General features: G+C 59.2%; 11 protein-coding genes. 9 read left to right on the top strand and 2 right to left on the bottom strand.

The window, feature by feature from the left end; all coding sequences use genetic code 11:
• Positions 1 to 85 precede the first annotated feature (85 nt).
• From ACYZTY_RS18505 to ACYZTY_RS18470, 8 genes are all read left to right on the top strand, one after another.
• Complete coding sequence (locus ACYZTY_RS18505; RefSeq protein ID WP_461954924.1) at positions 86 to 1,189, top strand: polyamine ABC transporter substrate-binding protein; 1,104 nt, start codon at positions 86 to 88, stop codon at positions 1,187 to 1,189.
• Positions 1,190 to 1,220: 31 nt separating this feature from the next.
• Complete coding sequence (locus ACYZTY_RS18500; RefSeq protein ID WP_461954923.1) at positions 1,221 to 2,639, top strand: aminotransferase; 1,419 nt, start codon at positions 1,221 to 1,223, stop codon at positions 2,637 to 2,639.
• 53 nt (positions 2,640 to 2,692) lie between these two features.
• The gene (locus ACYZTY_RS18495) at positions 2,693 to 3,529 is read left to right on the top strand and encodes a helix-turn-helix transcriptional regulator (RefSeq protein WP_461954922.1); all 837 of its coding nucleotides are present in this window, start codon (positions 2,693 to 2,695) and stop codon (positions 3,527 to 3,529) included.
• Positions 3,530 to 3,656: 127 nt separating this feature from the next.
• Positions 3,657 to 4,406 carry a hypothetical protein gene (locus ACYZTY_RS18490; protein WP_461954921.1) on the top strand — a complete coding sequence of 250 codons (750 nt, stop codon included), beginning with the start codon at positions 3,657 to 3,659 and terminating at the stop codon, positions 4,404 to 4,406.
• A gap of 558 nt (positions 4,407 to 4,964) precedes the next feature.
• Positions 4,965 to 5,327 (top strand): DUF6124 family protein, encoded by a 363-nt coding sequence (locus ACYZTY_RS18485; protein ID WP_461954920.1) that lies wholly within the window; start codon positions 4,965 to 4,967, stop codon positions 5,325 to 5,327.
• A 374-nt stretch (positions 5,328 to 5,701) separates the two neighbouring features.
• Complete coding sequence (locus tag ACYZTY_RS18480) at positions 5,702 to 6,202, top strand: sigma-70 family RNA polymerase sigma factor (protein ID WP_461954919.1); 501 nt, start codon at positions 5,702 to 5,704, stop codon at positions 6,200 to 6,202.
• Positions 6,203 to 6,242: 40 nt separating this feature from the next.
• On the top strand, positions 6,243 to 7,217 hold the full coding sequence (locus ACYZTY_RS18475; protein ID WP_461954918.1) for a FecR family protein: 975 nt from the start codon (positions 6,243 to 6,245) through the stop codon (positions 7,215 to 7,217).
• Positions 7,218 to 7,325: 108 nt separating this feature from the next.
• Entirely contained in the window at positions 7,326 to 9,749 is a 2,424-nt protein-coding gene (locus tag ACYZTY_RS18470) for a TonB-dependent siderophore receptor (RefSeq protein ID WP_461954917.1), read from the top strand.
• Between the two features lie 102 nt (positions 9,750 to 9,851).
• Here the strand turns inward: ACYZTY_RS18470 and ACYZTY_RS18465 are convergent, their stop codons facing one another.
• Positions 9,852 to 11,003, bottom strand: a complete 1,152-nt coding sequence (locus ACYZTY_RS18465; protein WP_461954916.1) for an MFS transporter — start codon at positions 11,001 to 11,003, stop codon at positions 9,852 to 9,854.
• Between the two features lie 271 nt (positions 11,004 to 11,274).
• On the opposite strand from ACYZTY_RS18465, the gene ACYZTY_RS18460 reads away from it, so the two are divergent.
• Complete coding sequence (locus ACYZTY_RS18460) at positions 11,275 to 12,426, top strand: aromatic ring-hydroxylating oxygenase subunit alpha (protein WP_461954915.1); 1,152 nt, start codon at positions 11,275 to 11,277, stop codon at positions 12,424 to 12,426.
• Here ACYZTY_RS18460 and ACYZTY_RS18455 read toward each other — a convergent pair.
• Positions 12,413 to 13,069, bottom strand: a complete 657-nt coding sequence (locus ACYZTY_RS18455) for a carboxymuconolactone decarboxylase family protein (protein ID WP_461954914.1) — start codon at positions 13,067 to 13,069, stop codon at positions 12,413 to 12,415. The two genes, ACYZTY_RS18460 and ACYZTY_RS18455, sit on opposite strands and share 14 nt — an antisense overlap.
• Between the last annotated feature and the right edge of the window lie 34 nt (positions 13,070 to 13,103).

Here is a 13,103-nt window from a genome sequence, read left to right as displayed (position 1 = left end):
GGGTATGGTGCCGTTGGCTGAATCGCTCAATAGTGGATTCATCCGCTCATCCAGATCGGAACTCGCTTGATAAGGTGAATTTGCTATGCGCAAGGCCTTCTTGGTGATGCTTGGTGCGTTAATTGCGCCGCTGTCGGCAGGCGTCCACGCCGCCGAAGTGGACGATAGCAACACGCTGCGGTTGTATAACTGGGCGGATTACATCGGCGAAAAAACCATTGCCGACTTTCAGAAAACCACCGGTATCAAGGTTATTTACGACACTTTTGATGCCTATGAAACGGTTCAGGCCAAGTTGCTGACCGGCCACTCCGGTTATGACCTGGTGGTGTTGAACGCCTCCCTCGCGCCCCCGCTGATCAAAGCCAAAGTGTTCCAGCCGCTCGATAAAAAGTTGTTGCCAGGCTGGACCAACCTGGACCCGAAAGTCTTGCAGGACTTGCAGGGGTTTGATGCCGGCACGCTGTACTCGGCGCCCTATACCTGGGGCAGCAACGGCATTACTTACAACGTCGACAAGATCAAGGAACGCATGCCGGATGCGCCGATTGGCTCGCTGGCGATGATCTTCGATCCGAAAATCGTCTCGCGCTTCGCCGATTGCGGCGTGACCCTGGTCGATGCGCCCACTGAGGTCATTCCTCTGGCCCTGAAGTACCTGGGACGAGACCCGAGAAGCGCCGCACCCGAAGATCTTAAAGCCGCTCAGGACTTGCTGCTGTCAGTCCGGCCCTACATCCGCAAGTTCGACTCGGTCAACTACCTGACCAGCCTGCCCAATGGCGATGTGTGCATGGCCATGACTTGGTCGGGCGATTACGCAACCGCCATGGCCCGTGCCGAAGAGGCCAAGTTGAAGATCAAACTGGCCTATTTCATTCCCAAGGAAGGTTCACTGATCTGGTTCGACAACTTGTACATCCCCGCCGATGCGCCACACGTGGCCAACGCCCACAAGTTCCTCGATTACTTGATGCAGCCACAAGTGATGGCGGACGTGACTGATTACATTCATTACGCCAACAGCAATGCGGCGGCCACGCCGTTGGTGCACGCCGATGTGCGCAACAACCCGGCGATTTATCCCGATGACGAGACTCGCCAGCGGCTGTTTCCGCAGAAAACCCAGGATGCAAAAGACATGCGCGCCATGACTCGCGTCTGGAGCACGGTGAAGAGCGGGATTTGATCGTTTAATTTTTCGGTTCGAGGTTTTTTTTATGGCGACTCCAATCAAGAAAGTTGTGTCCGACGTTGATAACGCGAAACTGGTGAAAGCCGACAAAGCGCACTACATGCACGGCTATCACATGTTCGACGAACACGCCGAACAGGGCTCCCTGAACATCGTTGCCGGTGACGGTGCCTATATTTACGACACCGAGGGCAACCGCTTTCTCGACGCAGTCGGCGGCATGTGGTGCACGAACATCGGTTTGGGTCGTGAAGAAATGGCGTTGGCGATTGCCGATCAGGTCCGTCAACTGGCGTACTCGAACCCGTTTTCCGACATGTCCAACAACGTCGCCATCCAGTTGTGCGAGAAGCTCGCGAGCCTGGCCCCCGGCGATCTCGATCATGTGTTCCTGACCACCGGCGGCTCCACCGCCGTGGACACCGCGTACCGGTTGATTCAGTACTATCAGAACTGCCGCGGCAAACCGGAAAAGAAGCACGTCATCGCCCGTTTCAACGCGTATCACGGCTCCACCACCCTGACGATGTCGATCGGCAACAAGGCCGCCGACCGTGTGCCGGAGTTCGATTACGCCAACGACAAGATTCACCACGTCTCCAATCCGAACCCTTACCGGGCGCCGGATGGCATGGACGAGGCGCAGTTTCTCGAGTTTCTGATCAAGGAGTTTGAAGACAAGATTCTGTCGATCGGCGCGGACAAGGTGGCGGGCTTTTTTGCCGAGCCGATCATGGGCTCCGGCGGCGTGATCATTCCGCCCAAGGGTTATCTGAAACGCATGTGGGAAGTTTGCCAGCGCTACGACATTCTGTTTGTCGCCGATGAAGTGGTGACGTCGTTCGGGCGTTTAGGCAAGTTTTTCGCCTCCTGGGATCTGTTCGATGTTCAGCCGGACATCATCACCACGGCCAAGGGGCTGACGTCGGCTTACTTGCCATTGGGCGCCTGCATTTTTTCCGAGCGTATCTGGAAAGTCATCGCCGAGCCTGGCAAGGGCCGTTGCTTTACCCATGGCTTCACCTACAGCGGCCACCCGGTCTGCTGCACGGCGGCGTTGAAGAACATTGAAATCATCGAGCGGGAAAACCTGCTGGAGCATGTCGACATCGTCGGCGCTTATCTGGAGCAGCGTTTGGCGACGCTCAGCGACTTGCCGTTGGTGGGCGATGTGCGCTGCCAGAAGTTTATGGCCTGCGTGGAATTCGTCGCCGATAAACGCACCAAGGCGTTGTTCGCCGACGAGATCAACATTGGCGAAATGATTCATTCCCGGGCGCAGGCTCGAGGGCTGCTGGTGCGGCCGATCATGCACCTCAATGTCATGTCGCCTCCGCTGATCCTGTCTTGCGCACAGGTGGATGAAATCGTCGAAATCCTGCGGGTGTGCATTCTTGAAGTGGCGGGCGAACTCGAGCAAAACGGCCAGTACTTCGGCCAATGAGTTCGTCGACTCCGCGGTTACCAGGTGCGGGTTCACCCGCTAGACTGCGGGGCATGAGCAAACCAAACGACGATACGCTGATCGCCTTGCCCTTCGGCGCCTTGCATAAATGGCACGGCGACATGCGTCGGGCGTTCGCCCACATCGATGAGCCCGACGCGCTGCATTTCCTGGCGTCGGCCTTCGGGCATCTGGTGTCCATCGAGTCGGTGATGATCAGCCTGGAGCACAAGGACCGCCCGCCACAGTTGTTGTATCAGCGAGGCATTCCGGAAAAATACCGGGAGTCGATAATCGACCGCTATTTTTCCGGTGGCTACTTGCTCGACCCGTTTTGCCTGGCGGTGGAACAGGGGCTGGCCGAAGGGTTTTATCACCTGGAGGACATTGCCCCGGACAACTTCTTCGACAGTGAGTACTACAAGACTTACTACTTGAAGGCCGGGAGTTCGGAAGACAGTTTTTATATTGTCGATACCGGCAATGACACCAAGGTGTCGGTGAGCCTGTTTCAAGGCTTTGGCGGGGAAGGGCTGCGGGTGGAACAGCTGAATTTGCTGCGGGCGGTCGAGCCGCTGGTGCGTGAATTCATCAGCGAGTTCGGACGCCGGGGCTTACAGCACAGCACCGTCAATCAAGGCGTGCGTGACGATCTCAGGCAACGCGTGCAGTCCGCCTTCGAGCATTTCGGCTGCGACTTGCTGACCGAGCGCGAGCGGGAAGTGGCGCACATGGTGCTCCGGGGGCACTCCGTGAAATCCACGGCCAGCCAGATGAGCATCTCGCCGGAAACGGTGCGCATGCACCGCAAGAATCTCTATTTGAAGTTGGAGATCGGTTCACAGTCGGAGCTGTTTGCACTGTTTATCGAGTGGTTGCGCAAGCACTGATCCAACAACCAGACCGTCCCCCTGGTAGTGGGAGTTCTGGACAGCCTAATGGCTAATTAGTAGCATTCGCCGCCTACGGATCTCCCGCCCGGCACGTCGACCGATGCGGGTCTATCAAGGAGTCGAAATGCACACCTTCACCCATGGCGATAAAACCGTTGCTTTCACTGTTCTGAGCGGTGAAGTGGTGGGCAGCGAGAAGCTCAGTGAGACCCGTGTGACCTCCACTGGCGGCGTTCATGTGAACGGTAACGACAGTGAAGTGACGCCTGTGCGCATCAGTTCTGTATCAATCATCAATCATGAGTTCTGGGTCAAAACCCCGGACGGCATCGAGCACGATGTAAAGCTTCGCGGCGTGGACATTCCTTTGCGCACGGGCCAGCAAGTCTCGTTGATCAGTGCCTTGAAAAAGGATGGTTCGCCCCTGCACACCGTTCTGCAGAACCACACGGCGTCCAAGCGTTGGGTGCTGCGTGATGCGAACGTCCTGAATACCGAGTTGGAGTTATCGCCTTTCAACTGGAAGACAGTGCTGATCGTGCTTGGATTGTGCGTCGCCGGTCTTGCTACCGCCGGGCTCGGCCTGCTGGCGGCGGTGGGCTATCTTTGCTACGCGTGCTATCAGGGCTCGCAGCGCAAGAAACTGCTGATCAGCGATTTGAACGCCTATATCGAGAAGCTGGACAACCTGACGAGTAGTCGCGATCGGACGCAAAGCCCTGCCCGGACAGAGCAACCTGTCCAGGAAGAAATCGATGTCCAGGCAGATGATGTTGAGGACGAAAGCGCTGTCCAGGCACCCGTCAATGCCCAAGTCGAAAACCCTGCGCTGACCCGCGACAGCGTACGTAAAGCACTATCGCGCAATCTCTGAAATGGCGAAGGCCTTGCGCCTTCGCCGTTTTCCCCAAGTAGCCGTTAACCCCTGATGCGCTTGCCGGTCACAAGCGACAGCGGCTTGCGGCCCAAGTGCACCCACCCCTTCAAGTCTAAACATACAAGCGAGCCTGCTCGCGAAAGCGGTGTGTCATTCAGTATTTAAGTGGCTGACACACCGCCTTCGCGAGCAAGCCCGCTCCCACAAAAAAGCGCTCGTGTTTAAAAGTGTTTAGCGTTACTTCCTGAAAGCTACAGCGCCTTGCGCCATTGCCTACGACTACGCCAGAATCCGCCGGCTTGTGCGCTTTGGACGCCCTCGGTAACTTGATCCCCGTCACTGATTCCCAGTTATCGGGTTTAGTAGCCCGAGGTACGAAGCATGCACAGGCGTCTGTCAGACAGGTATTTCCATGCCTGTACCTGATGGTGGCTGTGCGTAGGGCGCCCTCGGGCGCGCCGGCTTTGTCTTCGTTCCCCGGTCTACTAACCTGCGTACAGCCGCCACCCTTCGTATTAGTAGCGAGGCGTGGCTGCCCACAAGGAACGAATCAATATGTGCAAAGTTACTCCAAACCCGCCAGACACCGATCCGGCATCCCCCTACGAATCACTCGATTCCAAAAAGCTCCACGAAGCCGCCGAACGCGCCCTCGATCACTACCTCAACCCCGACGCCCTCAAAACCCCGGTCGCCCGCAAACCGAGCACCATGTTCATGATCGCCCCGGACATCAAAGACGAAGACCTGCTGGCGCACACCTGCGAATCACTGGCCTCGGCCAGCGTCATGACCAGCGATTTCGCAGCGCACCTGGAAGGGCCGCATCGGAATACGGCGATGGGGATCCAGCAAATCATCATGCAGGCGGAACTGGCGGTGAACCGGATGATGGATAACGTCGAAGTGCCGAAGTAAGCACCGTAATACCGCGTCATCGTTCATCGCGAGCAGGCTCACTACATTGGACCGCATTCGTCCGGACAACTCGGTCAAACTGTGGGAGTGAGCCTGCTCGCGATGGCATCACCTCGGTCTCAAGTGACCCAATACCAACACATCAACTCATCCCGGCTTTGCACATCCGCAAAGTGAGACCGCGCTGTCAGCTCCTTCTGATTTTCCCTGCTCTTCGGCTATACACCCCAACGGCTGTGTAACTTGTCGGCAAGGACTCATTTTCGAGATAAACAGCATGGACACGTTCTAACGGACCCCTCCCACGTGGAATCCATTGCTTCCCCTTAATAGGAAGCATTACTATTCACGCCCCGTCTCCACAGCACACCGCAATGACCCCCAAGTTGCCCCGCAGACACGGCTTTTTCGAGCATTACGAAGAGTTGGTTGGCACCTGGACCCGTCGACTGAGAAATCGTCAGCAGGCCGAGGATCTGGCCCACGACACCTTCGTGCGGGTGCTTGAGTCCGATTCGTCGACGGTGGAGCAACCTCGGGCGTATTTGCACCAGACCGCGCGCAACATCGCGGTGGATGGTTATCGGCGTGAGGACCGGCGGGGTGCCATGGAGTCGGAGGCGGTTGATCACAGTGTGTCGTCGTCCGGCGACCCGGAGCATTTCATGCATGCGATCCAGTTGGCTGATTCCATCGAACGGGCGCTCACCGAGTTGCCGGTCAACTGCCGCAAGGTGTTCGTCTGGCAAAAGATCGAAGGCCTGACCCAGGCGGAAATCGCCGAACGCCTGGGACTGTCCAAGAACATGGTGGAAAAGTATATGATCCGCACCTTGCGGCATCTGCGCGACCGCCTCGACGGACTGCACCCATGATCGGCCGCGCCTTCTACCCCCCAGCCAAGCAGGAACTTCCATGATGGATACTCGTGATTGTGCGTGCGGGCAAACAACGGTTCGCGACGACGCGGCGCGGTGGTTTGTGCGTTTGCAGGAACCGGCCGTGGACGTCGAAAAGTACCGGCGTTTCGAAGCCTGGCTGGCTGAACATCCTCAGCATCGCGACGAATTTCAACTGCTCCAGGGCCTGTGGTCGGCGGCCGATCTGCTGCCCGCCAAGCGTCTGCAAGCCCTGTGCGAAACTGCGCCGGCCCGACGTAAACGCCAGCCACTGGTGCGCTACGCGGTAGCGGCCAGTGTGTTGGCCGTGGCACTCGGGTTGGGGCTGTTCAGCGGTTTGAATCATCCGGCGACGTACACGGCCGAATACTCCACGGCATTGGGCGAGCGTCGCCATGTGGCGTTGCCCGACGGTTCGGTGATCGATCTGAATAGCCGCAGCCGCGTTCAGGTGCGCTACGAAAAGGACCGTCGCGGCATCGAGCTGACTGAAGGCGAAGCCATGTTCAGCGTCGAGCACGATGCCAGCCGACCGTTCGTGGTCGAGGCGGGCAGCGGCAAGGTCACGGTCACCGGCACGCGCTTCGATGTGCGCCGCGACCCGACAGAAACCCGGGTGGCGGTGGAGCAGGGCACGGTCAAGGTTCAGGGCCAGGGGCCTGATGTCATCAGCCTCACCGCCGGCCTCGGCACTCGCGTCGATGCCAAAGGCGTGGTTGTTGCTGCTTACGCGGTCAATCCGGCAGAACTGACCGCGTGGCGCAGCGGCAAACTGGTGTTCAACAACGCCAGCCTCAGCGAGGTCGCCGCAGAAGTCTCTCGCTACCGCGAGAAGCCACTCACGGTCGGCAACGACAAAGTGGGCAATCTGCGCCTGACCAGCGTGTTCAAATCCGACAACACCGATGCACTGCTCAAGGCCTTGCCGAGCATCCTTCCGGTGGCCGTGCGGACCCTCGATGACGGCAGTCAGGAAATAATTTCCAATTAATTTCCAAACCGATTCAGGTTTTTTTTGAGTTCTTCGTCTTCTTGTCCAACTGCAACTGGTTTGCATTAACAGCCGCACACTCTTGCGATCTACAGGACAATGTTCGACGTGAAGAAAACCACCGCTAAAAACAACAATTCCCCTTGGTTGCGGCTCGCGCTCGCCCTGGCTGTCAGTGCCGCGCTTCCGCAGGCATTCGCCGCCGATGGCATCCATATTCCGGCGCAGCCGTTGGGCCAGGCGTTGAGTGAGCTGGGTCAGCAAACGTCGCTGCAGGTTTTCTTCAGTCCTGAGCTGGTAGCCGGCAAACAGGCGCCAGCGGTCGACGGCGACCTCTCGCCGGAGCAGGCCTTGCGCCAATTGTTGCAAGGCAGCGGCTTGCAATATCAGATCGATGAAGGTTCGGTGACCCTGACGCCCGCGCCGACTTCCGCCGGCGCTGGCCCGATCGAACTGGGCGTGACCGACATCAAAGTGGTCGGCGACTGGCTTGGCGATGCCAACGCGGCGGTGGTGCAGAATCATCCCGGCGCACGGACCGTGATCCGCCGCGAAGCCATGGTCGAGCAAGGCGCCATGAACGTCGGCGACGTGTTGAAGCGAGTACCCGGCGTTCAAGTACAAGACGCCAACGGCACCGGCGGCAGCGACATTTCCCTGAACGTCGGCGTGCGCGGCCTGACCTCGCGCCTGTCGCCACGCTCCACGGTGCTGATCGACGGCGTGCCGGCAGCCTTCGCGCCGTACGGCCAGCCGCAGCTGTCCATGGCGCCGATTTCCTCCGGCAACCTCGACAGCATCGACGTGGTGCGCGGCGCCGGCTCCGTACGTTATGGACCGCAAAACGTCGGTGGCGTGATCAACTTCGTGACGCGCGCGATCCCGGAGAAAGCCACCGGTGAAATCGGCACCACCCTGGAAACCTCCCAGCACGGCGGCTGGAAGCACATCGACACCGCATTCCTCGGCGGCACCGCTGACAACGGCATCGGCGTGGCGCTGTTGTATTCCGGCGTGAACGGCAACGGCTACCGCGAGCGCAACAACGGCAATGACATCGACGACGTGATTCTCAAGACTCACTGGGCACCGACCGATGTCGACGATTTCAGCCTCAACTTTCACTACTATGACGCCAGCGCCGACATGCCCGGCGGCTTGACCCAGAAGCAGTACGACGCCGATCCGTTTCAGTCCGACCGCAACAATGACAACTTCAGCGGACGCCGCAAGGATGTCTCGTTCAAGTGGACGCGGCAGCTCGACGACCGCACCCAGGCCGAAGTGCTGACTTACTACACCGACAGCTTCCGTGGCAGCAACATCGCCGCTCGCGATCAGAAAACCCTGGGCTCGTTCCCGCGCACTTACTACACCGTCGGCATCGAGCCGCGGGTGTCCCGTGTATTCGACGTCGGCCCGACCACCCAGGAAGTCAGTGTCGGTTATCGCTACCTCAAGGAAGCCATGCACGAACAGGCCAGCCGCCTGGCCCTGGTCAACAATGAGCCGGTGGTGCGTCCCGGTTCGGACGGGCATGTGTACCAGGACCGTACCGGTGGCACTGAAGCCAACTCGGTCTACGTCGACAACAAAATCGATGTCGGCAACTGGACCATCACCCCCGGTATCCGCTTCGAACACATCAGCACCGACTGGCACGACCGCGCCGTGCTCGACACCGCCGGCAGACGCGTGCCGGAGAAGAACCGCAGCATCGAAAGCAACGAGCCGCTGCCGGCCCTGAGCGTGATGTATCACCTGTCGGAAGAGTGGAAGCTGTTCGCCAACTACGAAACCTCGTTTGGCAGCCTGCAATATTTCCAGCTGGGTCAGGGCGGGGCGGGGGACGAACCGGCCAATGGCCTGGAGCCGGAAAAGGCCAAGACCTATGAGGTTGGCACGCGCTACAACAATGAGGTGTGGGGCGGCGAGTTGACGGCGTTCTACATCGACTTCGATAAAGAGTTGCAGTACATCAGCAACGACGCGGGCTGGACCAACCTCGGCGCGACCACGCACCGGGGTATCGAGGCGTCGGTGCACTACAACATGGCGGCATTGGACCCACGGCTCGACGGCCTGACCGCCAACGCCGGGTTCACCTACACCCGCGCCGTGTATGAAGGTGAAATTCCAGGCTTCAAGGGCCGTGACCTGCCGTTCTACTCGCGCCAGGTAGCGACCGCCGGCCTGCGTTACGACATCAACCGCTGGACCTACAACCTCGATGCCTTTGCCCAGTCCAAGCAGCGCTCACCGGGCGTTGCGGTGAACGCCGACGGCAGCTTCACCAACAACTACATCACCGAAGGCACCGCCGATGGTCAGTACGGCGATATTCCGGGTTACGTCACCTGGAACGTGCGTGGCGGCTATGACTTCGGCGCGCAGCTGTCAAACCTGAAAGTTGGCGCCGGGGTGAAAAACGTCTTCGACAAGCAGTACTTCACCCGGTCCAGCGACAACAACTCGGGGATGTACGTCGGTGCGCCGCGCACGTTCTTTGTGCAGGCCAGCGTCGGATTCTGATAGATCGGGGTGACTTCCTTCGCGGGCAAGTCGGATCGCCGCACCGCTCGCTCCTACAGGATTTACGTGGACCTGTAGGAGCGAGGCTTGCCCGCGAAGCTTTTAAACCCTCAACACCTTGCCGCCGATGGCCACCGCCACCAGCAACACTGCCATCAACCCAAACGCAAAACTCAAACTGCTGCCATGGGCGATAAACCCGATCACCGCCGGGCCGGCGAGAATGCCCGCGTAACCCAAGGTGGTAATGGCCGGCACCGCAATATGCTCAGGCATGACCGTCTGTTTACCGACCGCGGTGTACAGTACCGGCACGATGTTCGAGCAACCCGCACCCAGTAACGCATAACCGACCAGCGCCGTTTCCCAGGCCGGCGCGAACGTCGCCAACGCCAGACCGGCCGCAGCGGTCAGGCCGCCGAACACCATCACCCGCGTCGCGCCCAGGCGCCGGACAATCCTGTCGCCGGTCAGCCGGCCGGCGGTCATGGTTAGCGCAAACGCCGCGTAACCCAACCCCGCATACGCCGTGTCGATCCCGCGTTCCTGCGCCAGGAACACTGCGCTCCAGTCGAGCGCCGCGCCTTCGGCCAGGAACACGATGAAGCACATGCCGCCGATAAACAGCACGATGCCATGGGGCACCGCAAACGCAGGTCCCGAGCTTTCGCTGCCATAAGGCAACAGGTGCGGTGCGGCTTTCAGCAGAGCCAGCACCAGCACGACAATCACCACCGCCATCGCCCCCAACGGCGACAGACCCAAGCCAAGCAGGGCGCTGACACCCGCCGCGCCGACAATCCCGCCGAGGCTGAACATCCCGTGAAACCCCGACATCATGTTCTTGCCGCTGGCCCGCTCGACGATCACCGCTTGCAGGTTCACCGTTGAATCCACCGTGCCCAGGCCAGCACCGAACAGGAACAGTGTGGCGATCAATGCCGGTATCGACGACACCGTTGCCAATAACGGCAACGCTACGCAGATCAATAACGTTCCTCCGGTCGCCACTCGACGACAGCCGAAACGCGTGGACAAGAGGCCAGCCATCGGCATCGCCAGAATCGAGCCCACCCCCAGGCACAGCAGCAACAACCCGAGCGTCCCTTCGTCGAGCCCGGCTCGTGCCTTGGCATACGGCACCAGCGGCGCCCACGCGGCGATGCCCAGACCGGCAATAAAAAATGCGATGCGGGTGGACATCTGCTCCAGGCGTCCGGGAACAAATGAGGCTTGGGTATTGAGGTTGGTCATATCGATCCTTGGCAAAAAACGTCGCGTTCCCAAGGGACAGTGACTTACCCAAAGGGTTCGGTCAGCGTCCGCGCAGGTTTGCGTTCAGGCAGGGCGACATCGTTGCACAGCCGGAGCCTGTGTCGCGAGCGCAAGTGCCGCCATTGAGCGGTCGGTTTACGGAGGGACCTGTAAATTCTGACAGTTTACAGCGCGGTTCTTTGCGCCTAGAACGAAGCCAGCTGTTCAGGAATCATCGGCGACTTGGTGATCAGGACAGAATGGAGGCGATATGGATCATCCCACTCAGGTTTTACTATTGAAGTCGTTGCTGAACATGATTGAGCAGCGACAGACCAGCATGGCCGATGCCGTTTATTTTAACCCCGTCGAGTCATATACCAGTCTCGATCAACAGCAACGGGAACAACAGCATCTGTTTGGCTCGTGCCCGTTGATGATCGGGCTTGGCTCGCAACTGGTTTGTCCGGGCGATTATCTGACCGACGATTTAAGCGGTGTGCCGGTTCTGGTCGTGCGCGACAACGATGGATCATTGAACGCTTTCATCAATGTTTGCCGGCATCGTGGAGCGAGGCTTCTCAACGGGTCGGGAAACATCGCGGGTGCGATGACCTGTCCGTATCACGGCTGGGCCTATGGTCTGGATGGGCAGTTGCAACGGCTGAATCCGCCTGGAAGTTTCGAGGGGTTGAGTTGCGCCGAGCGCAATCTGACTCGCCTGAGTGTTGTGGAACAGCATGGGCTGATCTGGGTGCATCCGACGCCAGGAGGGCAGATCAATGAAGCTGAAGTACTCGAATCGTTGGCCAGTGAGGTCCGGAATTTCGGTTTCCAGCATTACTCGCACTACGAAACGAGGCGTTTACGCAGGCGCTTTAACTGGAAAGTAGTGATCGATACGTTTCTGGAGAACTGGCATTTTTCCACCCTGCATCGGCAAACGGTGCTGCCGATTTTTATACCCAACACCAGTCATTTCGAAGGCCTCGGAGCGAATGTACGGCTGATCATGCCGCGTCGCTCAATTGTCGAGTTGTTCGATCAACCCGAAGAGCAATGGGACCTGCTCCGGCATTCGGCGATTATCTACCTGCTGTTTCCCAATACGCTTCTGGTCTGGCAGGGCGATCATCTGGAGGTGTGGCGGGTATTTCCCGCAGGCCCCGGATGCGTCGATCAATGCTTGATCGACGTGTCGCTGCACGTGCCTACAGCACCAACGTCGGCAAAAGAGAAGGCCCATTGGGACAAAAACATGATCCTTCTTATGGAAACTGTCGACGGTGAGGACTTTCAAATGGCCAGACATCTGCAGAAAGGTTATGCCTCCAGCGGTCAGCGCTACCTGACATTCGGCAGAAATGAGCCGGCCCTGCGCCATTTTCATCGTGCGATTCAGACGGCGATCAACGGGCAGTAAAACGTGTCACCGCGATGACCTGCGTCCCTTCCACTTGTATGTGCAAAATCGCCGTCGGACGGGCATGCTCCCCGTCGAAGCATTCGACAATGACGGTGTTGGCCGCTGTCGCCTGAACCGAAAGGCGTTGTGCATGGCGCAATAGGCGTTTGATCGCAGCACTCAGGGACGTGGGAGGCTGGCCCGTGCGGACTTGCTCGCAAAACGCCATCGCCACTTCGCGCGGTGACGGCGGGGGTGGTGAGACCATTGCGGCTTCGGCAAACAGTCGATTGAGCTGATCGGCCGTGGCCACGGCCCTCGGGAAACCGGCGAAGGCTGAAGCCTGCAGCACTATCCCGATGATCTCTCCCGGCGCGAGCCCCGAGGCTAACCCCGTCTTGAAATGCACACTCAACGGTGGCCCGACCATGCCGGCCGCGACAATCGCGGCGAGCGACACCGCTTCGCGCAGGCGAGGGTCCAGGTCCGTACGACCATGCAAGTAACCGTAAACGACACCGACCGCCAGTTCGCCCAGGGCCGGCACCGTGTGGAAAAGAGTGTCCAGGCGGGCGCCGCCGTCAGGCACCAGGTCGATAAAGGTTTTCCGTCCCTCGTGGTACAGCGTTTCCATGGGAGAGATTGGGTGTTTGCTACTCATGCCGCGTCCTCTTTGAAACCTGCAACACGTCGGC

It is taken from the genome of Pseudomonas sp. LB1P83, assembly GCF_054897885.1.
The sequence above is the reverse complement of the archived record's forward strand: the minus strand, read 5'-3'. Positions and strand labels throughout refer to the sequence as shown.